This is a genomic window from Desulfosarcina cetonica JCM 12296 (assembly GCF_001311845.1).
Taxonomy (GTDB): Bacteria; Desulfobacterota; Desulfobacteria; order Desulfobacterales; family Desulfosarcinaceae; genus Desulfosarcina; species Desulfosarcina cetonica.
In genome coordinates this window covers 1-24,516 of sequence record NZ_BBCC01000046.1, presented here as the reverse complement: position 1 = coordinate 24,516, position 24,516 = coordinate 1, and the positions used below count along the sequence as shown (strand labels likewise).

Genomic DNA, 24,516 nt, shown 5'->3' with positions numbered 1-24,516 from the left:
ATATTTCTTTTACAAAGTCATCATTAAACTTTTTTCTGAGAGTGGTCTGTTTTCTTTTGCGGTCTATGCGCCAAGCGTCGTTGATACCTCCTACCACAAAAATATCGGCCAGCGTTTAAACAAGTTGGGCTTCGTCCATTTCATGCTTCCCGCAGATCGTGGCTGTCTGAAAATATCATCTTTTCGGCAAATTAAAATTACTATTGGGAAAAATTGATTTCCATCTATTTGGGAAAGGAGAGAGACCATGGCAAATGAAGCACCTATGGGAAATCCGGCGGTTGTCGGCCTTGCGGGCTTTGGAATTACAACCTTTTTACTCCAGTTTCACAATGTTGGATGGTGTGGTGTCGGTCCCATTATAGCGATGGCATTCATTTTTGGTGGATTGGCCCAATTGATTGCCGGCTTTATGGAATTCAAATGCGCCAATAATTTCGGTTTTAGCGCATTTGTTTCGTATGGTGCGTTCTGGATTGCATTGGGCGTCATTTTTATTCTTAATCACTATAATATTTATCATTCCTCCACTACGGACGTTGGATGGTTCTTAGTATCCTGGACTATTTATACAGCAATCATGTGGATTCCTGCCATGCGCATTCATGGTGCAATGGCTGTTACCTTCACTTTCCTGCTGATCGGTTTCGTTCTTTTGGATTTTGCGCACTTCGGTTTTCCAGGGCTTACCAAGATAGCAGGATATGAACTGATGCTTTGTGCCAGCTCCGCCTTATACATGATGGCACATGTCATCTACGCTCAGGTTTTCGGTTATGATGTGCTACCCGTTGGAGAACCCTGGATAAAACCCAAAAAAAAGTCCTAAGTGAAAAATGCAGCATAAATGAGACTATAAATCGGTAAACTTAAAAATTGTGGAGGATGGTATGAAAAAAGATATCCCAATTGTTTGTATCCTAATTGTAAGCCTGCTTTCGGTCAGCACATGCTGGTGAATCGGCCACCAAAGAGGAATGTGTGGTTAAATGTCATGAAGCTGCGGCCATGATTACTTCCAAAGGCTTGGATGCCGCGATAAAGGAAATATCCAATCCAAAAGGTGCGTTTGTATGGAAAGATTCCTATGTTTTTCTTATGAATCTGGATGGCAAAATGTTGGCTCACCCCTTTAAACCAGAACTCACCAAACATGAACATGTATTGCTGATGACCGATCCAACCGATAAGGCGTTGTTTGTGCATTTCGTCAATCTCGCACGAAATGTGGGCCACGGGTGGGTTGAATATATGTGGCCGAAGCCAGGGAAAACCACGCCTTCGAAGAAATTGACCTACATCTACCGGGTACCGAACCAAGATGTTTTTGTGGGGGCTGGCGTATATGTGGGTGGCATGATTTACTAAACCCCAACATTGCCTCTGCTTGTCCGGCAAGTGTGAATCACATGGTCATTTAACCACGCCGCGGCTGCCTGAACCGTTAAGGGGAAATTCGCTGTTTCGGATTTAAACCAACCGCTGTAAGTAATATCGACCTTGACAAAAACCTGCGGATTGACGTGATCGGCGGTTCCCACGTTCGCCGGTGACGTCACCGAGGCCACCGCATTGATCGACGTGGTGGCCGCCGCCTCGGCCTTGATGACATCGAAGGCGACTTGCGGAAGATAATCGCCGTCCGGGATGTTCGAGCCGGGCGGCTTTTGGGCCTTGTAGGTCCCGATGCAACGCAGCTTCACGCCGGCAACCACCGTGCCGAACACGTTCTTGAAGTTGACCGCATAGATGTCGCTTTTGAAATTCTTCGCATTGGGATAGCGTAGCGGATCCATCTCACGGCTGTCCAGAACGGAAGTAAACGCCCCCTTGGCGATGGCTTGGGGCCGCGTCTCCTTCAGTATATCCCAGGCCAGTTTGGCCACCTCAATGGCCGCTTCGGCCTTACCGGCCCCCATTAAGGGCTGCTTTTCCGCGGATTCGACCGCCGTCATGGTCTTCTTAAAATCGTCATCGATCGTTTCGGATACCAGCTTTGCCGTACCGTCGCCGGTTTTTTCATAGATGCGTTCCGAAACCGTCCGGAGAGAATTCTCGTCTTTCCCGGTCGATATTTCCACAACCAGGCGGTCTTCCTGGGTGAGTGCGTTTGGGTCGTGTTTCATATTGCCACCTCCAGTTGGATGGACCATGCGAATCGGCATGGATGTCGTCAAGTCGTGCAGAAGAGGAAGGAAATCCATTATTGAACTGTTTAGAAGGGATAAGCACTGTTTTCGACGGGGTCAATTGCCCCACAAACGAAGATCGTCGCGAGAGGCGGACAAAGCGAGTTCTTATTGGCGGGAACGATCAGGCGGCCGTCGCCGGCCGGGACAGGGCGAGGTCATCCCCGCACCGGCCACAGGTAAAAGTCGGCACCGGGTTTGAACCCCACGCCGACAATCCCGTCCTGGGTGTATAGGGTCCAGGCGTAGCGCGGCTCATACACGCTGGTGGTCGACGACCAGTAGGCCTCCCGAACATGGATGAAGGGGTGGTCACCGGCCAATGCCGGCGAATCGCAATCAAGGTCGACCAGGCTTTCCAGCTCCCGGATCGCGGGCATCCGCCAATCGTGATAGCCACCCATGGCGCGGACATTCAGCCGATCCACCCTGACGAGGGCCGTCTGCCAGTCCAGGGGAACCGGATCCGGGGCGGCGTCACGGCTCCAAATCAGACCGGTCAGGCGATCGCGGACGCATTCCCCGTCACGCCGAAAACGGTGACGGACATCGGCAGCGGCACCAGCGCCAACATCGCCCAGGGACACCGGCCATAGCATGTATGAGCCCTGTTTCATTCCCCGATGAACCCGCCCGCCGCCCAGGTGAACATACCAGGCTTGGTCCGGAAGCCGGTGGCAGGTCTCGGCGGTCCAGTAATAGCCGGGGAACACGTTCTCGAAGGGGTGGCCGTCGGCAAGCGCCGGATTGATTTGTTGATGACTGAGAAGGGAAAAAAGCATCCGACGGGGAGGCAATTGCCAGTCATCGCGGCCCCAGAGCCGGTCCTGACGCATCTGGGCGACAAATGACCGGGCTTCGGACCAGGTCAGTGGAAATTCCGCCGGGTTGGCATCCCGGCTCCAGACCGCGCCGGTCAGGGCATCCCTGACGACCCGATCCATGACCGCGAAGCGCTGATCCGGCGCCACTGGATTTGTTTTGGGAAAGGCCCCATCCTGACCGCTCAGCGCACAGTCGATCAAACGACCATCCTGGCCGTAGCAGTTGACCTGATCGGTTTGCAGTAACCCGAAGGATGTCTGAAAATGCATGGTTCCTCCTTCGAAAACGATCGATGAAATGGCCTTCTCCCAGGCGACTTGGCATCCGATCACTCGCCCGCGCCAGGGGAAGCGCTCTCGACCGAGCGCTCGCGCAGCATCAGATCCCCCCGCCGCCACAGGCGGTAGCCCCCCTCCACGGCAAAGGCCAGCGCCAGCATGGCGGCCAGCACCCAGACGTGGGACGGCCTGTGCTGCCAGGTATAAAGGATCAGGCTGGACAGGGCGCCCAGGCAAAGCAGGCTCCCGACGACGGATATCCAGCACCGGCTGCCGGTTTTGCTCGCCAGGTGGGCATTGGCGGCGTTGACAGCGGCAAAGATGAGCAGAAAGCCGGCGCTGCCCATGGTCGAGATGCTCGACAGGTCGAACAGGTTGGCCACCAGCAGGGTGGCGCCGCTGGTGATCAGCAGGCCCTCCACCGGGCGGTTCCACAATTTACGTTCCAATACTTCCGGCAGTTCACCGTCCTTGGCGATGGTGTAGCTCAGGCGGGCGGCGCCGTACAGGGTGGCGTTGATGGCCGACAGGGTGGAGAGCAGGGCCGCCACGGTGATCAGGAGGTATCCGAAGGACCCCAAAAACGGGCGGGCCGCCTCGGCCAGGGCATAGTCCTGGGCGTTTACGATTTGCGCCACGGGCAGATTGCCGATGGTCACCGCCGCCACCATGACGTAGAGCAGAATCACGAAACCGACGGCCGAATAGTAGGCCCGGGGCAAGGTGCGTTTGGGCGCGCGGACATCGCCGGCGGTGTTGGCGATCAATTCAAAACCCTCGTAGGCCAGGAAGATGATCATCGCGCCGGCGAGAATGGCGCCGGTCGGCGGCCATTGGCCGACGTCCATGCGGGAGCCGTCGATGGTCCAGGCGCCCACGCCGATGAAGAAGAGCAGAATGGCGATCTTGGCGGCCACGATCCAGGTCTCGGCCCGGCCGATGGCCTCCACGTTGAGAAAATTGAGGCCGGTGACGCCCAGAATGGCGGCACTGATCAGCACATGCTTCCACACCCAGCGGGCTTCCGGGGGAAACAAGGCCGCGCCATAGCTGCCGAAGGCGTAGGCGTAAAGGGAAAGCATCACGATGTAGCTGATCCAGAGCAGAACATTGGCCGTTCCCGTAAACAGACCCGACCCAAAGGCCTGGTCCAAGAAGGTTACCGTGCCGCCCTGGCCGGGAAAGGTCACCGACAGGCGGGTGTATGCATAGGCGGTGGCCAGGGCCACCAGGCCGGCAACGAAAAAGGCCATTGGCGCGGCGCCGCGGGTGATCTGGACGGACAGGCCCAGCACGGCGAAAATACCGCCGCCGACCATTCCGCCGATGCCGATGGCAACCACCGGCCAGAATCCGAGCTTTTTCTCGTCTTGCTGCATGGGTTCATCATCCTTTCAGCCGAGTGTCCGCGAGGAAGACTCGCCGGCTTCCGCAAGCACGGCCGTGTCGTCGCCATTCCCACCTGGGGGAATATCTTCCCGGTCTTTCCGCGATGCGTTGGCCGGCCCCAGAATACGCACGATATCCTGCCCGTCGATTTTCTCCTTTTCCAAGAGCAGGGAGGCCATGGCTTCCAGTTCCCGGCGATGCCCGGCCAGGGTCTGGCGGGCGGCCTGGTAGGCGTTGTCGATGATCGCCTGGGCCTCGCGGTCGATCATCGTCTCCAGCGTCTCGGAACGTCGGCGGGTGGACGGGCCCTGGCCCAGGAAGCCGTTGGTGGATCGCTCCACCAGCGACCGGTTGGGCATCTTCTCGCTCATGCCATACACCGTGAGCATGTTATGCACGATGTCGGCGACCTTTTCCAGGTCGTTGGAGGCGCCGGTGGAGATCTCGCCAAAAATCAGTTCCTCGGCGGCACGGCCGCCCAACAGCCCCTTGATCTTGCCGATCAACTCGCCGCGCGACATGAGAAAACGATCCTCCAGGGGCGTCTGCAGGGTGTATCCCAGGGCGCCGATCCCGCGCGGGACGATGGAAACCTTCTGCACCGGATCGGCGCCGGCGGTGAGATGCCCGACGATGGCATGGCCCGATTCGTGGTAGGCCACCACCCGGCGTTCATGGGGATTGATCAGCCGGTTCTTCTTCTCCAGGCCGGCGACGACCCGCTCGATGGCATCCTGGAAATCGGCCTGGCAAACGGCCGGGCGGTCCTTGCGCGAAGCCAGCAACGCGGCCTCGTTGCACACATTGGCGATCTCGGCACCGGCGAAACCGGGCGTCTCGGCGGCCAGGTGGTGAAGATTGACATCCGCGTTCAGGGTCAGGCCGCGCGTGTGGACCTTGAAAATCTCCATGCGGCCGGTGAGATCGGGTCGGTCCACTAAAATCTGGCGGTCGAAACGACCGGGCCGTAGGAGGGCCGGATCAAGCACTTCGGGTCGGTTGGTGGCGCCCATGATGATGATGCCCGCCTGGGGATCGAAGCCGTCCATCTCGGTGAGCAGTTGGTTGAGGGTGTTCTCGCGTTCGTCGTTACCGCCGATCATCGCCCCCTGGGAGCGGTTCTTGCCGACACCGTCGAGCTCGTCGATGAAGATGATGCAGGGCGCCTTGGTCTTGGCTTCCTTGAACAGGTCACGCACCCGCGCGGCGCCCACGCCCACGAACATCTCCACGAAATCGGAACCGCTCAGGTTGAAGAAGGGCACGCCGGCCTCGCCGGCCACGGCCCGGGCCAAAAGGGTCTTGCCCGTTCCCGGAGGCCGACCAGAAGAATGCCCTTGGGCAGCTTGGCGCCCAGGCGGGTGAAGTGCTCCGGCTGCTTGAGAAAGGAAACCACCTCCTTGACCTCCTCGATGGCCTCGTCCACGCCGGCCACATCGGCGAAGGTGACCTTCTGGGCATCATCCACGGCGTAGATGCGGGCCTTGTTCTTGCCCAGGTCCAGGAAGCCGGTGGCACCCTTGCCCATGCGGCGGGCCAGGATGCGGCCGATGAGGACGAACAGCGCCAGGGGCAGAATCCAGTTGGAGATGAAGTTGGCCAGCCAGTGGGATTCGATCTTCCCGCGGTAGTCCACGCCGTGGGCCTGCAGATCGGCGATCAGTTGGGGATCGGCGAGCCGCGTGACCACGAACTGGCGGTCGGCGCGTTCCTGGGCCTTGTCGCCGGACAACCCGAAGAAGTCCAGGTGCCAGGGGGCCTTCTTGCGCGGCGGCTGGAATGTCGGGGACTCCTTGGCAGCCGTACGGTTGGTGCCGCCAGCCGAGACCGGTGCCTTCTCGAGACCGAAAATGCGGTCGGATTCGACAATCACGCTCTGGATGCGGTTGCCGGCCAGAAGATCGCGAAAATGGCTGTAGGCGATCTCCTTGACCGCGGCCCCGCTGAAAAAACCGACTCGAGCGTGATGATGATGAAAAAACGAAGAGATAATAACTCAGTGAAAACTTCTGCTGTTGTTTCATATCGACCTCCACAGAAAAATACCGCCGGAGCAAGAACCCGGGTCCATCGGGGGTGCCGCGCCATGCGGATCCGGCCGGCAGCCCCCGATTCACCCGGGTTGCGCAACATGGGCTATCCGATGGTCACCCGAACCATGCCGCCCTGCCCGGTGCGATGGTCCAGCGCCTTCAAGAGAACCGGCTGATGGGACGGCAGGGACTTGATCAAAGCCACGAAGCCCTCCACATCCTGGACAGGCTCGTTGTTGACCGACAGGATCACATCATCCTTTTCGAATCCGGCCGACCCCAGGGCGCATGGGGGTCCACCGATGCAAGGGCAACGCCCTGCCCGGCTTCCAGGCCATACGTGCGGACTTCATCGGCCTTGAGCGGTCGGACCACCACGCCCAGCCGGTCCTCGAGGGAAGCGGCAATCCGGCGCATGGCGTCTTCCTGGCTGCCGATGGTGACCGTCAGGGCCATGGATTTGCCGTCGCGCATCACGGTCAGGGTCGCCGTGTCGCCCACCGGCGTGTCACCCACGCGGCGTTGCAGGGCCGCGGCATCATCGACGGCCTCGCCCTGGAACTTGACCACCAGGTCGTTCTTCTGAATCCCGGCATTCGCCGCCGGGCTGTTCGGCACCACATCGGCGATCAGGGCACCCTTGTTGCCCGCCAGGTTCATGGACTTGACCTGCTTGGGCGTCAGGTCGCGAATGCTCACGCCCAGCCAGCCACGAACCACCTTGCCGTGATCGATCAGGGCCTTGGCCACATGCACGGCCATGTTGCTGGGAATGGCAAAACCGATGCCCTCGAAACCGCCCGATTGCGAGGCAATGGCCGCATTGACGCCCACCACCTGACCGTCCAGGTTGAGGAGCGGCCCGCCACTGTTGCCCGGATTGATGGCCGCATCGGTCTGCAGGTAGTCCTGGTAGGAGGTGGGATCGAGAACGCCCCGTCGATGCTTGGCGCTGATGATGCCCTGGGTGACGGTCTGGTCCAGCCCCCGGGGGTGCCCGATGGCCACCACCCAGTCACCAACCTCGATCTTGTCCGAATCACCGAAGGTCACCGTCGGCAGCTTCTTGTCGGCATTGATATGGATCACCGCCAGGTCGGTCTTGGGATCGGTGCCCACCAGCTTGGCCGGGAACTCGGTTCCGTCGGCCAAAAGGACATTGATTTCCGTGGCGCCGGCAACCACATGGTTATTGGTGAGGATGTTGCCCTTGTCATCGATGATCATGCCCGTGCCCAGCCCCCGCAACTCCTGCTTGAATTTCTGGGGCGGCTGCTGGCCATTGAAGAAGAACCGGAAAAACGGATCGTTGCCGAAGGGCAGCATGGGATTGGCGATCTCGCGGCGTTCGGTCACATCGATATGCACCACCGCGGGGATGTTTTCCCGGGCCACCTGGGCGATGGCGGTTTTCCAGCCGGCCGATGGGGATTCGGGTGCCGTTGGGGTAGCCGTCATCGTCTTGGCCGCCGGTGGGGTCTCCTTGGCGGCCGGCTTGTCGGAGGGGGATTGGCATTGGGTCAGCCCCATGGCCAAAACGGCCAATAGGGCCACCAGGAACGCGCGCAACTGGTTGGGTTTATGGGTATTCATGGTAGGATTTTCCTTTGCCTTGTGGTGAATGGTTGCACGTATAGCGTGACGACTTCACCATTCAATCTAATCCCCCAAGGAAAGGACGGATATAAGCGGGCTTCCGATTTTGGTGTCGGACCAGGCTGGCTTTTTCTGTCGGTGATGGTCCTACGCCGGAAGGTGGCAGGGACCCGGACGGGCGCGCCCCGGCAGGTGGGATTCATCTCGGAAGGGAGCTGATAGGTTCCATCCAGCCGTTCGAGCATGGCGTCATAGCGCGCCATGAGCGCGGCATGACGATTCTCGTACTCCGCATCGGTCATTTTCTGTTGGCACCGCGCATGGTCCAGGGCGGCCAGCTCGTTGTCCAGCCAGCGATCCGGATCGAAGTTGTAGGTCATCGGACATCCTCCCTAGCGTGAGTTCCTGTCGGAGACATGGCGTTAGCATGGGGGAGGCGGTCGGGTCAAGCCGCTGCAGGGCAGCCGTCAGGACGATCGCATGTGGATGTATTCTGCTCGCTGGCCTGATCGGAAACCCACCGTCCCGATAGAATTTCGTCAACACAAATCAAAACAACGATCCCAAGCTGGCCTTGTGAAATTGGCTCAATTGAGTCGGGCGCCAATCCCAACATAGTTTACGCAAATCCTGTTACAGATAGCCACAATTTGATCACAAATAATTGTTCCGAGCGATTATAAATCCGGGTCGCTACAGTTACGCTTCATCCGTCGGAAATGCGACTTTTCACGCGTTTATCTTGATGCGGGATTGCACAGGGATATAATCTCCGTCACATCCTCTATGTCTTGCAGGCGGCCTATCTTTTCCACTATTTTTTCGGCATTGTCTTTGGAAATCACCGAGGTGGCCAGGTCCATGAATTTTTCCTTCATCTCGGCAAAGGAAAGGGGGACTCCCGGCGATCCCTTCGACTCCCTGATATGCTGCTTCAGGCTGGCGCCCTGCTTGGTCTTCACCGTCACGATGGTCTCGAACGTCGTGAGATCCGGATTCAGCAGGACGTCGACCCTTTCCCTGAAGGCGACGATCTGCGGATCGTTCAATTCATTCAACGTAAACATGTCCCTGCCCACGCGGCCCCTGATGAAGGCGATGGCGGCGCAGTGCTGGACGCTGAATTTTCCCTCCAGCACTTTTTGCGGGTTTTTCCGGTTGACCACGCTGTAGGGTAAGGGACCGAATTCGATCTGGACCGATTCAACATCCGCGGCGGTGACGGTTTCTTCCTTGCGCATGGCTTCGATGGCCTGGATGGTCGAATGCGTGGCCAGCGCGGAAGCATAGGGTTTAAAGGCGATATCCTGAATATGGTATTGCTTTCCGAGACCGGTCAGCATGTCGCTGTATTGTGATTTGGGCGAAAAAACATTTTTCAGGCCGAAGCGCCCCTCGAAGATTTCATGGCTGCTGTCAAAATTCCTTCTGGCCAGGGCAATCGACAAGACCCCGTCCATGGCCGCTTTTCCGGCATGAAAAGGCTTGCTCATGGTGCCGAAGACCTCGCGCAGGCCGGAAACCTGGGTTCCCGTGATCCCGAAGGCGTTGACGATCTGCTCCGCCGTAAGGCCCATCAGCTTTGACGCGCTGGCCGTGGCGCCGAACCGTCCGATCGTGGCGGCGGCAATGCCGATTCGCGCCGCGACTTCAAAACCGATGATAAAGGCCGTGATTAAATCCTTGCCGGAAGCCCGTTTGTATTCCGCCACCGCCACGGCGGCCGGTGCCAGGCAGACGCTGGGATGGATGCCGGCGCCTTTATGCGTATCGTCGAAATCCAGCGCATGGGACATGGTGCCGTTGATCAGCGCGGCAAACAGCGCATTGGTCTTCACCCCTTTTCCGATGATCGTGGCATGGGGATTTCCGCCCATGATATCAATCAACCCCAATAAAATATCACTCACCGGCTCCCTGGCGCCCCCAAGGGTCACGCCGATCCAGTCAAAAATGCAGAGTTTGGCAAAGCGTTGAATATCCTTGGGGATGTCCTCATAGGTGGTACGATGGATGTAATCGGCGAATCGTCGAGCAATGGTCATGGTCTTGTGCTCCGCATGCATTTTTTGTCAGCAGACGGCGGCGGGCTTGCCCCCCTGATACGATCTAATATCATATTTTATATTATTTTCCAGCTCGAAGGCATGCGGGGTGAATTATTTTTAGACGGGCGCGTAAGGAAGCAATCATTCCATGATGGATTTTATCCGACACTCTCCTCAATCTCTTGCAACGCGGCTTTATCGACGACAACGGCCCAGCTTAGCAACGACACCAAATCTTCTATACTTTGCATCATGTCGATGGGCTTGGCCTTGTCCAGGATTACCCAACGCATTGCCAAATGCGTGAAGGCACCCAAGAACAGATTCCGGAAAAGACGATTGTTGATATTGGACTTGAACAGGCCGCGCGCCTTTCCCTCCTCCAATATCTTTTCCAGGATGGACACATAATCAATATAGTCCTTATATACCGGTGAGATATAAAATTTCTTGTTTAATTTGATATCCAGCAAAAAGACACGCAAGAAGTCCCTGTTGCCCATGAACGTGGTAAACAACAAACGGATAAAGCGGCGAAGCTTTTTAATGGGGCAATCGATGTGAAAAACCTCATCCCGACTGTCGCGCAACCATTTAAAACGTCTTTTGGGGATCGAAAACAGCAAGTCGCTTTTACTTTGATAATAAATATAGATGGTTCCCTCGGCGACATTGGCGGCGCTGGCAATTTCAGCCATTGTCGCCGCATTGTAGCCTTTCTCCGAGAATACTTGAACAGCCGCTTTTAGGATTCTAGCTTCCTTATTGTTATCATTGGCGGTTTCCTTGATAACAGCCTCCTCGCAAGATAGGATTGCCAAGACCAAATCCATGATATCGTTAAAATCCGGCAAGGTGCTGTCTATCTCTTGCGAGGAAAAGCGTGAAAGGGATTCCTCATCAAGCAAGCCGAAAATCATGTTTCTGACAAGCACGATATTGATGTCGGACCTGAAGACTTTTTCATTGATCCCCTGTTGCAGGATATCCGACATGATTTTCGTATATCGTCTGAGCGCTTGGTAGCCTTCATGGGAATAAAAATTTTGGTTGGAGCGGCATTCAAAGAGGAGATCTTTTAAAACGCGTGTCTCCTGGGGACTTAAATCGTTTATATACAAGTGGTACCATATCATTTTACCCAGTTTGGAGACCGGGTCCCGGATTCCTTCCAGATGAAGTTTTAATTCCTTTTCGACCTCATCCAGTTTATCCGCCAATGCATAAAAAAGTAAATCTTCCTTATTGATAAAATAATGGTATATGATTGAATCAGCTATATTTGCTTTTCTTGCTATATCAGAAATATTCGAATCCACTAGCCCTTTTTGGGAAAAAATCTCTTGTGCCGCTTTTAGTAAATCCTTACGCCGGTTGGCGGCCAACACTTTATTCTTTGGACTCATAACAACCTATATTGACTTTCAAGTTTCATCAAATCTTGTTTGATAAAAACTCACTCATTGGTTACCGGTTATGCGATGCAGTGACTTTTTTAATTTATAGTTACCATATCACTTTTGAAAGCGAATTGGAATATATTTGTTTTATTAATAGTTTTTAGATAGTTATAGATCACTAAAACCATTGTGCGGCGATGGCAAGCGTTTCAATGGTCCTGCCCAAAATCAATCCACCAGGCGATATACAAGCAATCTCGCCTGCATGCTTAAACACAAATTAGAATATTACTCATTATTGATTTTTTTATGAGCTATTTTATTTTCACGCCATAGAAGACGCTCGCCTTTCCTGAAGCGCCCCAAACAAGCCCGCCCTCGGCACGGCACCACTTTCACGCCGACTCCGACACCACGAGACATGACCCACAATACTGTAATATACTGAAATAAATACAAATATGTACAACGTCGTCTCTCCTGCAAGCAAATGTTTTGAAATTTGCTCATCTGGCTAAGTCGTATTCAGTTAATAATTTTTTCCTTTTATTTTAGTTAAGTATATTTATTGTAATTTGTTATTGACATTTATTATCCTCTGTGTTTAAATTTCACTCATTAGGTCACCATGAATGTGTATTATTTATTTCTGGATTTTTAGGCGGTGACATCATGGCGGATTATCTGCCGCCAATTGGTCATTCATTCAAATACAACCCAGGTGCACCATGGTTATGAAAACCCCATTAATTACAGAAATCCAACGATTCAGCCTTCAGGATGGTCCGGGGATTCGTTCCACCATTTTCATAAAGGGTTGCCCGTTGCACTGCCCTTGGTGTCACAACCCGGAAACCCAGGATGCACAACCTGAATTTTACTACTACCCGGATAAATGCACGCGTTGCGGAAAATGCGTCGAAGTCTGCCAATCCGGTGCGACGTCCCTATCCATCGGGCCAAACAAGCAACCCGAACTGAACATCGACAGGAAGAAATGCGTCCGATGCATGCAATGCGTCGAAGCCTGCCTGTACGGCGCCAGGACTGTCGTCGGCAAATCGTTTTCCATCGCGGAGATTGTCCAGGAGGTGCTGTCCGATCGTCTTTTTTACGGACACAGCGGCGGAGGCGTCACCATCAGTGGTGGGGAACCGCTGATGTATCCGGAATTCACGCTGAATCTGGCCAGGGCGCTAAAAGAAGAGGGGCTGGATGTTGCGATTGAAACGAGCTGTTTCCAGAAATGGGCCAGGATTGCGCCATTGGTCCAGACGACGGATCTGTTTATCGTCGATATCAAGTCTTTTGATCCACAGCAGCATAAAAAGGTCATTGGAAAACCGCTTGAGCCCATCTTGGACAACATCCAACATTTGATCGCCATCGGCGCCAACGTCAGAATTCACTTTCCAATCATCCCCGACTTCAATGACCTTTCATCGTATTTTGAGCAATGCCTATCCTTTATCGATAGATTCCAGCACCAGCTAAACGGCGTGGATATCCTCCGCTATCATGTCTATGGCGAAAAGAAATACGATTTGCTGGGCAGGGGCGATACCTACACCTATAAAAACGTCAAACCCTGTATCTCCAATGAACTGTTGATGTTCGCAAAGGCCCTCAAACGGTTCAATCACGTTAACATCACCTTTGACGGAATAGTCGGCATTAAACCCAATAAATAATGAAAACAAGGCGAGGAGGCAAACACCATTCAAGCGACCCACAGTGTAAACCCGTTCATCGATGTTCGATAATTCAGGGCGTTATCAAAACAAAGGGAGGATCGTATGGCAACCTGTGCAGAGTGTTCATTCTTTTTCCAAATTCCCGAAAATTACAGTGACCATGAACCGGGAAAGGGAGATTGCGTTACCGAAAAAAAAGATGAAAAGGGCAAGTATTGGCTCTCAAAACCGACATTCGCCGACTCGGCGTCATGTGCCAAATTCAACAAATCCGTAAATCTGTAACATATGGAGGTAGCCCCATGGTCCAGACCGCGCAGCCAATCGAGTATAGGAACAAGATAGTCGAATTCCCATTGGACAACCCATCGGAAAAAGACATTCCGGATGAGGAACTGCATGAACATCTTGCCAAGCCCTCCACCGATCGAACCAGGCGTCTGAAGGCCCGATGTCGGTGGAAACATGCCTCGGCGGGAGAATTTGTGGAAAAAGGCGTCCGGGCCGGTATTGAACGGATGCGTTTGATCACCGAAGCCCATAAGGCGTCGAACGGCAAGCCCGAAGTGATCCGAAGGGCGTTGGGGTTGGAGAACATTCTATCCAAATGCACCATCGTCCTTCAGGAAGACGAATTTATCATCGGCTACCATGCCGAAGACCCGAACATGTTTCCGCTCTATCCTGAATTATCATTCATGGCGGTTCAGGACTACAACATCAGCGACTACGCCCCCCAGCCGGTTTCCGAATCCCAGGAAATCGCCGATTACTGGATTCCCCACAGCCTGCAGACCAAGGCGTCCAAGTACTTCGATCCCGTTGACCTGGGCAGAATGTTCAATGTCAGCACCATGGAAGCCCCTTCGTTCGCAACCGGCTACAATAGCGTCGTACCGCCTTATGAAACGGTATTGGAGGACGGCCTTCTGGCAAGAATCCAACTGGCCGAGGAGAACATCCAAAACGCCAGGAAAGAGATGGAAAAGAGTCCCTGGGATGCCACGACCGGGCTGGAATGGATTCATAAGATCGACACCTGGGAATCCATGATCATCGCCTGCAAGGCGGTCATCAACTGGGCCAGACGTCATGCCCGGCTTTGCGCCATCGTGGCTGAGAATTTTGAGACAGACCCCCAAAGAAAATCAGAGCTGCTTGAAATTGCCGATATTTGCGAACGCATTCCGGCGGAACCCTGCAAGGGCCTGAAGGACGCCTTCCAGGCCAAGTGGTTCACCTACCTCATCTGCCACGCCATCGATCGATACGCCAGCGGTTTTGCCCATAAGGAAGACAAGCTGCTGTGGCCATACTACCAGAAAAGCGTCATCGATAAGACCTTCCAGCCGATGACCTATGCGGATGCCGTTGAAATGGTTGAAATGGAGCGGCTCAAGATCTCGGAGCATGGTGCCGGGAAATCAAGGGCTTACCGGGAAATCTTTCCGGGATCCAACGATCTTTTTATCTTTACGATCGGCGGGCTCAACCGGGACGGCTCGGACGGCTGCAACGATATGACCGATGCCATCTTGGAAGCGACGCGCAACATTCGGACAACGGAACCGTCCATGGTGTTCCGCTGGGCGCCCGAGGGAAGGGAAAAGACAAAACGCCTGGTCTTTGAATGTATCCGGGATGGGCTTGGGTTCCCGTCCATCAAGCACGACAAGATCGGCACCGAGCAGATGAAATACTATGCGCAGTTCAGCAAGAACAATAACGGCGCCACGGATGAAGAAGCGCATGACTGGGCGAACGTTCTTTGCATGTCGCCGGGCCTGGTGGGTCGGCGAAAAACCCAGAAGACACGATCCGAGGGTGGCGGCTCCATTTTTCCGGCAAAAATCCTGGAAATTACGCTGAACAATGGCTACGACTGGTCCTATACGGACATGCAGATGGGCCCGGAGACCGGTCATGCCGAGAATTTCAAAACCTTTGAAGAGCTATGGGCGGCCTATAAAAAACAGTACGCCTATGCCATGGACTGCGTCATCCGCGCCAAGGATGTCTCCCGGTATTTTGAAGCCCGCTACCTCCAGGCGCCCTTTACGTCCGCCATCGACGATGGGTGCATGGAACTGGGCGAAGACGCCAATGCGCTTTCCGAACAACCCAACGGATGGCATAATCCCATTACCACCGTCGTTGCCGCGAACTCCCTGGTGGCGATCAAGAAGCTGATCTTTGATGAAAAGAAATACACCATGGACCAGCTGTTGGATGCGCTCAAGGCCAATTGGGAAGGCTACGAGAAAATGCAGAAGGATTTCAGGCAGGCACCCAAATGGGGAAATGACGACGAATACGCCGACACGATCATCAGGGATTTTTACGAGGATATCATCGGCGGCGTGATGGCCAAGATCGTCAACTACTCCGGAGGACCGGTACTGCCCGTTGGCCAGGGCGTCGGACTCTACATGGAAATCGGCTCCCGTACCGGCCCGACGCCGGACGGCCGCTACGGCGGAGAGGCCGCGGATGACGGCGGGATCTCCCCGTACATGGGCTCAGACAAAAAAGGACCGACCGCCGTGTTGAAATCCGTGTCAAAAGTCCAGAAAAACCAAAAGGCCAATCTGCTGAATCAGCGGCTCTCCTTGCCCATTATGAGAAGTAAACACGGCTTTGACATCTGGCATGCCTACATGAAGGCATGGCATGATCTCAATATCGACCATATCCAATTCAACGTTGTCAGTACGGCGGAAATGAAAGCCGCCCAAAAGGAACCGGAAAAACATGCCGACCTGATCGTGCGCGTTGCCGGGTTCAGCGCCCGGTTCGTCGACATCCCGACCTATGGGCAAAACACCATTATCGCCAGAAATGAGCAGCAATTCGGCGCACAGGATTTTGAGTACCTGAATGTGGACCTATAACGCTTTTCTCAGGAACCATGCCATAAGAAAAGGAGACTGGTTATGACTGTCGTCAAAAGCCAGATGTACAGGGAAAACAATACAAGCCGGCCTTGCAGAAACTGCAAATGGGAGACCCCCGACCCGACGGACCCCAATCAGGGCCAATGCACGGTCAACCGAACCGCCGCCGGCGCTGTCTGGAAAAGATGGGTTCGCGATGCCCAGAACATGACTTGCTCCAGATACGAGGAAGGCAAGCTCAGCTTCAGGGAGCATGTCTAGCAGCTTGATCCAGTCCGCCCCTTCTTGCGCACATTTGCCTGAGCGCAAATGTGCGCCAAGCCCGACTTCCAACACTCACAACCGCATAAGGACGCCGCCCTGATGCCAAAGGATAATGGTCTGATGGAAAAAAAATCGACAATATGCTCTTTATCCCCGAAGAGGACCCCTACTATTATGCCAGCAGCAACGTCCTCGGCACGATCGACAAAATCGAGAAGCTTTCAAAAAGACATCCCGTCAACGTCCTGATCGCCGGGAAACAAGGATGTGGAAAGTCCTCCCTGGTCAAGCAATACGCAGCCGTTCATCGGCGCCCCTTGGCAACCTTTCAGGTGGGCATCCTCTCCGAACCGGGGCAGTTGTTTGGGGAATACGCGCTTGAAGGCGGCGAAACCAAATATAAGCAGTTTCTGTTTCCCCAAGCGCTCCAAACACCGAATTGTGTCATTCACCTGGAAGAAATCAACCGGCCGGAGCATCCCAAGGCATTGAATATGTTGTTTTCGATTTTATCCGATGATCGACAGGTGTGGATGGATGAACTCGGGCTGCTAAAGGTTGCGCCGGGGGTGGTGTTTTTTGCAACACTGAATGAAGGCGACGAATTTATCGGAACGGAGCTGCTGGACGCCGCCCTGAGGGATCGCTTTTACCTGATGTTGATGGATTACCTCCCCAATGAAGTGGAGCGGGAGATCCTGATCAACAAAACCGGCATCACCGGTAAGCAAGCCGACGATATTATCGATATCGCGAACGCCCTGAGAAGCAACCCGACCCTCCTCACGGAAATATCCACCCGGACCACCTTGATGATTGCCGAAATGGTATCGGTCGGCGCCACTCTGGCCGAGGCGATTTCGAACAGCGTTCAAACCAACAAGGAAGCCCTCGAATCCCTGTTGATATCGCTGCATATGGAAAAGGGGTATCTGGAAATGGGAGAAACCGAATACCTCCTTTATACCCGGGACGTATTGTTGAAAGGCGAATCAAGGCCGCTTGCCGAGAATCCGCCGGAAGAGAAAATGGCCTGTTCACAGCACGCTTAGCAATACCGACAACAAAGGGGACGCACGACCGTGGCAATTGAGCGATTTCATATATCCGGAGAAGGCGGCTTCTCGGAATACTGGCGACGCGACAAGTCTCCGTTGGAAGCCATCGAACTTGCAAAGGTTCTGAAAAGCATTCGAAAGATGTTGTCCTTCGTTGGAAGAAACGTCGGCGATATCGTATGGTCGGGGATGAATATTCAACACGGGATTTCCCTTGACCCCACGTTCTTCATGGGCAAATACCCCTTGCCGTCCTCGAAAACGGATATCGCGGTTGGCATGGCCATCCATATGGGATATCAGGTGACCGAATGGAGCGAGCGTTTCCGAGCCGTTATTCTCCAGGAGTTGGGCCTCCCACCGATTTACGAATTTAAATTCAACCTGTTTTTTGACATGGCTGAAAAAATCTACGCGGATCTGCTGTCCAACAGAAACATGCTCGGCTTGTATACCGAAAAGCACCGCAAATGGGAGCTGCGGAAAAGATACAAGCAATTCATCACCCCCCCAACGGTGGAAGAACTACTTCACATCTGGTGGCGGATGGCCGCTGACCGAAAAGTGGATCGATATAAAGAAGAATATATCGATTCATCCGTGGGCGGTTTGTCGGAGCGGACCAGCCTGAGCAAATTCTACCGCAAACCGCTTGCGCGCTTGAATTCGATCATCGGCCCCTTGAAATATGAATGCCCCGAATTAACCACGGTTTCCGAGCGCGGCGCCTTTCGGCTCGCGCTGTACCGTTCTATTTGGAACGCGCTGCTTTCCGATATTCGTTTCTGGCCGGGCAATCGCGCCGATCCGTTCATGCTTTACGATAAGTACGAAGAGGAGATTGCAAAGGAGGAAGAAGAGAAAGAGGCCGTCAAGTCCACCCTTATCAGCTATGCGGAAGAGATCGAGCGCACGCTGAACAAGGGCTTGTTAAGCTATACCCAGGAAGTCAAATCCATTGTCTCCAACATGGATGACGTTGTCGAAATTGAGGGCAACGACATCTCCATGCCGGCGGAGTACAAGGTCGACAAAAAACTCCTAAACAATCTCCGGGTGATGTTGCAATCCATCGCCCATCGGGACACGATCCACAACCGGGGCCTTAAAACCGGCAAAATCGACGGGCGCAGATTGTATCGATCCCAGACAACGGGCAATGTCTTCATGCTGAAAAAAAACGTATTTGCCCTGAGTCATAACATTATCCTGCTGCTGGACTGCACGGGCTCCATGTCCGACCCGGCCAAATGGGATCAGGCGCAAACCATCTTCCAAACCCTATTCGCCGCGATCAAAGAGTTCAATCAAAACGCCCGGGTGATCGGCTACAATGAGGTAAAAAACACATGCCGGATAACCGAACTTTACCATTCCGGAATGTTTTTTACCGTTTTTCCGAACGGGAAAACCGCATCCGGTGAAGCGATCATCGCCACTGTTCTCAGCATGAAGAAAATTCAGAACTTTCCCATCATCATCCATATTACCGACGGCGCTTCCAATTGGGGTTGCGGTGTTGCCGAAGCCGTTGCCTTTTGCAAGAAAAAGAAAGTCAACCTGCTGACCCTGGGTATCGGTTGCAGCCCATCGGCCAAGCAGGCCCTAAAGCAAGAGTATGGCCAGCATGTCGAATTTGCGGACAATATCCAGGCGATCCCCCGTTTTTTCAGAAGCCTGATGAATCACTGCAATTGTGCTGCTTAAAAGCCGTCGGCTTCAAGCGGTTTGCGGCCCTGTTTAAGGATTTGGGATTTGGTTCATCGTCCTGTTTCTTCCATAGGGAATCCCCAGCTTGCGCATACGCCCGCGCAAGGTGCTGGGATGGATTTTAAGCAATCTGGCGGCGCCGTCGTCACCCTCTATCTTTCCCCGTGTCTTGGCAAGCGCCATTCGGATATGGGATGCAATGGCCTCATCCATGGATGGCAGGTTGTCATCCAGGGGGCTTGCTTTCGAATGGGCCATGGTTGTCCCCGGCGCGGCCGCATCACGGAAAGATAATTTGTCCAACGTATTTTCCACGCGTCCCTGAATCAGCGCCCGCTCGACGAAATTCTCGAGTTCGCGGACGTTTCCCGGCCACGGATAGGACTGAAGGTCTTCCATCGTCTCTTGGGAAATGACGGGCAAGCGGTCGATTCCCAATTCTCGTGATTTATGCTCCAGAAAATGGCTGACCAGGGCCGGAATGTCATCTGCACGGTAGCGCAGGGGAGGAATCGTGATGGGAAAAACGTTCAGCCGATAAAACAGATCTTCGCGGAACGTGCCGGATTTTACCATTTCCTCCAGGTTCTGGTGGGTGGCGCTGATGATGCGGACATCCACCGGAAGGGTCTCGGCCCCCCCCACGCGTTCAATCTCACGCTGCTGAATGACCCGCAGCAGGCGCACCTGGGCGGCCGGAGGCAATTCCCCCACCTCATCGAGAAAAATCGTTCCGGTGTTGGCGCGTTCGAAACGCCCCCGTTTGCTTGAAATCGCTCCGGTAAATGCCCCCTTTTCATGCCCGAACAATTCACTGTCGATAAGATTCTCCGGGATAGCACCACAATTCACACGGATATAAGAGTTGTCTTTACGCTTTGATGAGAAATGAATGGCGTTGGCGATCACCTCCTTACCTACGCCGGTTTCCCCCAATAGCAGTACCGGGCTGTTCAACGGTGCGACCTGTGAAACCATCTCCATCACGCCTCGCAATCCAAAGTCTGCTCCGATGATGGTTTTTCCGGTCATCGCCATCAATTCTTTCCGAAGATAGCTGTTATCGTCGGCTAAAATGTCCTTAAGTCTCAATATTTCCTGGTGCTGCAAAATATTGGAAATAGCAATGGCGAACGGCTCGTGAAGCAGGGAGATCAGATGGGCATGGGATTCGTTATAGCGATTTTTGCCTTCCACGAAGATTCCCAGAATGCCAAGTCGCATTTCATCCAACCGCAAAGCCATCGTTATATGAGACGTGTCATTCGGCCAAAGTGGGGCAAATATCCGCCGTATCGGTTCCTCTTCCTTGCTGATATCATTTGTAATCTTAATCTTTTCCAGATTGGACCACTGATTTTTCATCCACCCCCAATACTCCTTTGGAACGACAAGGGTTTTATTCGGGTGGGAAATATTGGATGGCCATACAAAGGACAGCATTCTTGTCACATTTAGCTGGGGATCGTATAGCGCGAAAAACATACCGGAAACAGGCATGTATTGTTCCAGGTAGGCCATAGACCGCTGCAAAGCCGTCTCACTCTTCAGACTGCTGGAAATCCGTAAGGTTGCCTGCCGAAAGAATTCGTTTTCATCCACCATTTTCAATTCCCATCCATGCAAACCACTACCATATTTAACAGAATGTTGGATATCAACCTACCAAATATGCCAGAAACCTTTTTAATATAACAGTTAAAAATCTCGCAATAAATATAACATCCTGACATAGTAGATAAAAACAAGTGGCACGGTTTTGGCTTAATAACGAACAAAAAACCTAAACCCTTTACCGAAAATCAGGCTTATGGATTGGATTGAAATCATTCACTTGCGGACGCATTCCCATCAGGACAAAGCGCAAGCCTTGGCAGCCTTTCGGCAGCTTTCTTTACCAATAGGAATTGAGCGGTTGAAAGGTGCGCGGCTCTTTCGAAATCATACTTTGGAGAACGATTTAGCCATCATAATTACCTGGCATAACGAAAAAAAACAAGGGGGCAAGAGTCCATTGGGGCTTCAACTGGCGGCTGCATTTTCAGAATTCGGGCAGATCTACCATACCACATGGAAATATGAATTCAGTCTTTTCGATGACGAGGTGGCCCATTGAAGCCATTCAAAGAGACAAACCCCCTCCAATTATGGTCCGCAAACCAAAACAACGCATTAGACCGGCAAGAGGCATTAGATTTTCTTGCGAGCCTGGGAATAGAAAATGAAAAAATCTATCTGATCGACTTGGTGCCTCTTATTGAAATGATTTGGGCGGATGGGAAGATACAGCCGGGTGAATTGGTTATCCTCAAGATTTGGATCCATAAGCATGTCGAGCATATTAACCAGATGGCAGGATACAAAATAATTCGCCTGTCCGACGCCATACAGTTTGCCCAACGCTTCCTGATTCGCCAGCCGAAACCGGGATTGTTAAAGAAAATCCGACATTGTATCGGCCCTGTCCGGATGCACACACCGGGAAGGGCCTATGACCGCAAATTGCTGAAAAACATTCTTTTTGCATGTCTGGATATCGCTTCCAGCTCAGTCAGGGAATACCCTTACGAGATATCCGGCCGGTTCAGCCAGAGTGAAAAGAATTTGTTTTTGGATATCCTGGCGACTTTTCGGGAATATGCCACGGGCACAGACCTATTTAATGAAATAAGCGACAGAATGGACACGTAACAGACTTACTAAAGTCGCAACAACAAACTGAATTTAAAAGTTTATTTAACAATCCAATTCAAGACAGATGGTTAGATTCATCAACAGGAGAAAAAAACACCGATGCTGCGTCTCAATCAGATGATACCCGCGACTTTATTGACGGCAATTCTGCCGTTCGTTTTTTTTACAGTCAGTTGCGACCTCAAACAACAAACCCCGCCACCGCCATCTATTCCTGAAGTATCCACGGTGACTGTACAATTTCAAAAGGTCACGCTGACCACTGAATTGCCGGGCCGTACGTCAGCTTACCGCATTGCAGAGATCCGGCCCCAGGTCAGCGGCCTGCTTCAGAAACGCCTGTTCACGGAAGGCTCCGATGTCAAGGCCGGCCAGGTACTTTACCGGATCGACCCCGATCCCTTTCAGGCGTCCGCCGACAATGCCGCGGCAAATCTATCGGCCATGCGGAAAACCGCCGACCAGGCACGGGCGGCCCTGAAGGCGAGTATCGCCGATGTGGCGCGGCTGCAAGTCACCCTGGAACTCGCCCGAACGAATCGCCAACGATATGAGGCGTCATATAAAGAGAAAGTGGTTTCCACCATCCAACGCGACCAAGCCGTGACCGAGGCCAAGGCGGCCGAAGCCACACTACGGGCCGCCGAGGCGCAGGTGGAAAGCAGCCGTGAAGCGGTGGCAGTAACCGAGGCGACCATCGAGCAGGCGCAAGCAGCGCTGAAAACGGCGCGTATCAACCTGGGATACACCAAGGTTACCGCCCCCATTTCCGGTCGTATCGGAAGGTCCAGTGTAACAGAGGGGGCCATACTGACAGCCTATCAATCGACGGCAATGGCTACCATTCAACAGCTCGATCCCATTTATATGGACGTTCCGCAATCCACCACCGAGTTGCTGCGTCTGAAGAAACGAGTGAAAGACGGACATCTGGACCAAAACGGGGCGGATCAGCAAAAGGTCAAGCTCTTCCTGGAAGACGACACGGTTTACCCACGGGACGGGATACTGCAATTCAGCGAAGTAACGGTGGATCCGACGACCGGCTCGGTCATCTTGAGGGTGGTTATCCCCAATCCCGACGGAGTTCTCCTGCCGGGCATGTTCGTTCGGGCGGTGATCAAAGAAGGAGTAAAAAATCAGGCCATCCTGATACCCCAACAGGGCGTATCGCGTGATCACAAGGGAAATCCGGTTGCGTTGGTTGTCGATGCGAAAAACAAGGTCGAGTCGCGAATGCTCACCCTTGACCGCGCCATCGGCGACAAATGGCTGGTCTCATCAGGCCTTAATCCCGGAGATCGGGTAATTGTCGAGGGAATGATGATGTTACAACCCGGTACAATAGTAAAGCCCACCCCTTTTAATGCAGGAGCATCCGAACCCGGGCCTGCGGCCGAACCGGACGCCCAGCCGATAGGGCCTAAAGATGGAGGTGCCTGATGTTATCCCGATTTTTTCTGAAGCGTCCGGTATTTGCCTGGGTCATCGCCATCATCATTATGACCGTCGGCATACTGGCGATCTACAACCTGCCCATATCCCAGAACCCGTCGATCGCCCCGCCGTCCATTGCCATTGATTCGTATTACCCCGGGGCTTCGGCCGAGACCGTTGAAAATACCGTGACCCAGATCATTGAGCAGAAAATGACCGGTTTGGGCGGTATGCTATACCTCTCCGGCAACAGTTCATCGTCCGGCTCATCCCGCATTGAGCTGACCTTTGCTCCGGGGACCGATCCGGATCTCGCCTGGTCCAAAGTACAGAACAAGCTGCAGCTTGCCATGGCCAGCCTGCCCGATGTGGTCCAGCGACAGGGGGTCAAGGTCAGCAAATCCACCAAAAATTATATGATGATTGTGGGGCTGATCTCCGAGGACGGCAGCATGGACGGCCTGGATCTGCGGGATTATGCCCAGTCCAATCTGGAAAAAATCCTGTCCCGGGTACCGGGGGTGGGTGAAGTCGAAAATTTCGGTTCCCAGTATGCCATCCGGGTCTGGATCGATCCCGACAAGCTGACCAATTATCAACTGACCATGGAAGATGTTATCCTGGCGCTTCAGGACTACAACGTCGAGGTCTCCGCCGGTCAGTTCGGCGGTGCTCCGGCAGTTAAGGGCCAGCGCCTGAACACGGCCATTGTGGTCCAGCATCTGCTGAAGACCCCGGATGAGTTCGCCGCCATTCCCATCCGTACCAATGCCGATGGATCGGTGGTCCGCATCAGGGATATCGGCCGCACGGAACTGGGAACCGAACGCTACGACATCGTGGCTAACTACAATGGCAAAGCCTCCGCAGCCATGGCCATCCGCCAGGAGGCCGGCGCCAATGCCCTGGAAACGGCCAAGAATGTCAAGGAAAAGCTCAAGGAGATGAGCCGTTATTTTCCTCCGGGCATGAAGGTGATCTACCCTTACGACACCACGCCTTTTACC

The 24,516-nt window shown here is 53.8% G+C and carries 23 protein-coding genes; 12 read left to right on the top strand and 11 right to left on the bottom strand.

What is annotated here, in order from left to right:
* Window positions 1-247: 247 nt before the first annotated feature.
* Window positions 248-829: an acetate uptake transporter gene (locus JCM12296_RS12575; RefSeq protein ID WP_054693372.1), complete on the top strand. Its 582-nt coding sequence runs from the start codon at window positions 248-250 to the stop codon at window positions 827-829.
* Between the two features lie 179 nt (window positions 830-1,008).
* A complete protein-coding gene (locus JCM12296_RS12570; RefSeq protein ID WP_083456098.1) occupies window positions 1,009-1,368 on the top strand; it encodes a cache domain-containing protein in 360 nt (119 codons plus the stop codon).
* Here the strand turns inward: JCM12296_RS12570 and JCM12296_RS12565 are convergent.
* From JCM12296_RS12565 to JCM12296_RS12525, 10 genes are all read right to left on the bottom strand, one after another.
* Entirely contained in the window at window positions 1,365-2,126 is a 762-nt protein-coding gene (locus JCM12296_RS12565) for a hypothetical protein (RefSeq protein WP_054693368.1), read from the bottom strand. The genes JCM12296_RS12570 and JCM12296_RS12565 overlap by 4 nt on opposite strands.
* 221 nt (window positions 2,127-2,347) lie before the next feature.
* Window positions 2,348-3,283 carry an Lcl C-terminal domain-containing protein gene (locus tag JCM12296_RS12560; protein WP_054693410.1) on the bottom strand — a complete coding sequence of 312 codons (936 nt, stop codon included), beginning with the start codon at window positions 3,281-3,283 and terminating at the stop codon, window positions 2,348-2,350.
* Between the two features lie 59 nt (window positions 3,284-3,342).
* Window positions 3,343-4,671, bottom strand: a complete 1,329-nt coding sequence (locus tag JCM12296_RS12555; protein ID WP_054693365.1) for an APC family permease — start codon at window positions 4,669-4,671, stop codon at window positions 3,343-3,345.
* Between the two features lie 15 nt (window positions 4,672-4,686).
* Window positions 4,687-5,976 (bottom strand): ATP-dependent metallopeptidase FtsH/Yme1/Tma family protein, encoded by a 1,290-nt coding sequence (locus tag JCM12296_RS36300; RefSeq protein WP_054693361.1) that lies wholly within the window; start codon window positions 5,974-5,976, stop codon window positions 4,687-4,689.
* On the bottom strand, window positions 5,928-6,671 hold the full coding sequence (locus JCM12296_RS44365) for an ATP-dependent metallopeptidase FtsH/Yme1/Tma family protein (RefSeq protein ID WP_340147859.1): 744 nt from the start codon (window positions 6,669-6,671) through the stop codon (window positions 5,928-5,930). Before JCM12296_RS44365 ends, JCM12296_RS36300 begins: the two co-directional genes overlap by 49 nt.
* A gap of 146 nt (window positions 6,672-6,817) precedes the next feature.
* The gene (locus tag JCM12296_RS38220) at window positions 6,818-6,967 is read right to left on the bottom strand and encodes a hypothetical protein (RefSeq protein WP_157067570.1); all 150 of its coding nucleotides are present in this window, start codon (window positions 6,965-6,967) and stop codon (window positions 6,818-6,820) included.
* Window positions 6,964-8,307 (bottom strand): Do family serine endopeptidase, encoded by a 1,344-nt coding sequence (locus JCM12296_RS12540; protein WP_054693354.1) that lies wholly within the window; start codon window positions 8,305-8,307, stop codon window positions 6,964-6,966. The genes JCM12296_RS38220 and JCM12296_RS12540 overlap by 4 nt, the downstream gene beginning before the upstream one ends.
* A complete protein-coding gene (locus JCM12296_RS12535; protein ID WP_054693351.1) occupies window positions 8,304-8,690 on the bottom strand; it encodes a hypothetical protein in 387 nt (128 codons plus the stop codon). The genes JCM12296_RS12540 and JCM12296_RS12535 overlap by 4 nt, the downstream gene beginning before the upstream one ends.
* A gap of 357 nt (window positions 8,691-9,047) precedes the next feature.
* Entirely contained in the window at window positions 9,048-10,355 is a 1,308-nt protein-coding gene (locus JCM12296_RS12530; RefSeq protein ID WP_054693406.1) for an MmgE/PrpD family protein, read from the bottom strand.
* A 161-nt stretch (window positions 10,356-10,516) separates the two neighbouring features.
* Window positions 10,517-11,746, bottom strand: a complete 1,230-nt coding sequence (locus JCM12296_RS12525) for a TetR/AcrR family transcriptional regulator (protein WP_246804229.1) — start codon at window positions 11,744-11,746, stop codon at window positions 10,517-10,519.
* A gap of 746 nt (window positions 11,747-12,492) precedes the next feature.
* On the opposite strand from JCM12296_RS12525, the gene JCM12296_RS12520 reads away from it, so the two are divergent.
* From JCM12296_RS12520 to JCM12296_RS12495, 6 genes are all read left to right on the top strand, one after another.
* Window positions 12,493-13,449, top strand: a complete 957-nt coding sequence (locus JCM12296_RS12520; RefSeq protein ID WP_054693345.1) for a glycyl-radical enzyme activating protein — start codon at window positions 12,493-12,495, stop codon at window positions 13,447-13,449.
* Between the two features lie 105 nt (window positions 13,450-13,554).
* The gene (locus JCM12296_RS12515) at window positions 13,555-13,737 is read left to right on the top strand and encodes a benzylsuccinate synthase gamma subunit family protein (RefSeq protein ID WP_054693342.1); all 183 of its coding nucleotides are present in this window, start codon (window positions 13,555-13,557) and stop codon (window positions 13,735-13,737) included.
* Between the two features lie 17 nt (window positions 13,738-13,754).
* On the top strand, window positions 13,755-16,343 hold the full coding sequence (locus JCM12296_RS12510; RefSeq protein ID WP_054693339.1) for a glycyl radical protein: 2,589 nt from the start codon (window positions 13,755-13,757) through the stop codon (window positions 16,341-16,343).
* Between the two features lie 42 nt (window positions 16,344-16,385).
* Window positions 16,386-16,607: a benzylsuccinate synthase beta subunit family protein gene (locus JCM12296_RS12505; protein ID WP_054693336.1), complete on the top strand. Its 222-nt coding sequence runs from the start codon at window positions 16,386-16,388 to the stop codon at window positions 16,605-16,607.
* Between the two features lie 143 nt (window positions 16,608-16,750).
* The gene (locus JCM12296_RS12500) at window positions 16,751-17,662 is read left to right on the top strand and encodes an AAA family ATPase (protein ID WP_054693334.1); all 912 of its coding nucleotides are present in this window, start codon (window positions 16,751-16,753) and stop codon (window positions 17,660-17,662) included.
* A gap of 30 nt (window positions 17,663-17,692) precedes the next feature.
* Window positions 17,693-19,375 carry a vWA domain-containing protein gene (locus JCM12296_RS12495; RefSeq protein WP_054693331.1) on the top strand — a complete coding sequence of 561 codons (1,683 nt, stop codon included), beginning with the start codon at window positions 17,693-17,695 and terminating at the stop codon, window positions 19,373-19,375.
* A 33-nt stretch (window positions 19,376-19,408) separates the two neighbouring features.
* Here the strand turns inward: JCM12296_RS12495 and JCM12296_RS12490 are convergent, their stop codons facing one another.
* Window positions 19,409-20,602, bottom strand: coding sequence for a sigma-54 interaction domain-containing protein (locus JCM12296_RS12490; protein ID WP_246804228.1), 1,194 nt, complete (start codon window positions 20,600-20,602; stop codon window positions 19,409-19,411).
* Between the two features lie 586 nt (window positions 20,603-21,188).
* On the opposite strand from JCM12296_RS12490, the gene JCM12296_RS12485 reads away from it, so the two are divergent.
* From JCM12296_RS12485 to JCM12296_RS12470, 4 genes are all read left to right on the top strand, one after another.
* Window positions 21,189-21,494, top strand: coding sequence for a hypothetical protein (locus JCM12296_RS12485; protein ID WP_054693328.1), 306 nt, complete (start codon window positions 21,189-21,191; stop codon window positions 21,492-21,494).
* Entirely contained in the window at window positions 21,491-22,069 is a 579-nt protein-coding gene (locus tag JCM12296_RS12480) for a hypothetical protein (RefSeq protein WP_054693325.1), read from the top strand. The genes JCM12296_RS12485 and JCM12296_RS12480 overlap by 4 nt, the downstream gene beginning before the upstream one ends.
* Window positions 22,070-22,300: 231 nt before the next feature.
* Complete coding sequence (locus JCM12296_RS12475; RefSeq protein ID WP_281491997.1) at window positions 22,301-23,515, top strand: efflux RND transporter periplasmic adaptor subunit; 1,215 nt, start codon at window positions 22,301-22,303, stop codon at window positions 23,513-23,515.
* Window positions 23,515-24,516, top strand: a 1,002-nt coding sequence (locus tag JCM12296_RS12470) for an efflux RND transporter permease subunit (protein WP_172683878.1), incomplete at its 3' end; no start/stop codon positions are given. The genes JCM12296_RS12475 and JCM12296_RS12470, both read left to right, overlap by 1 nt.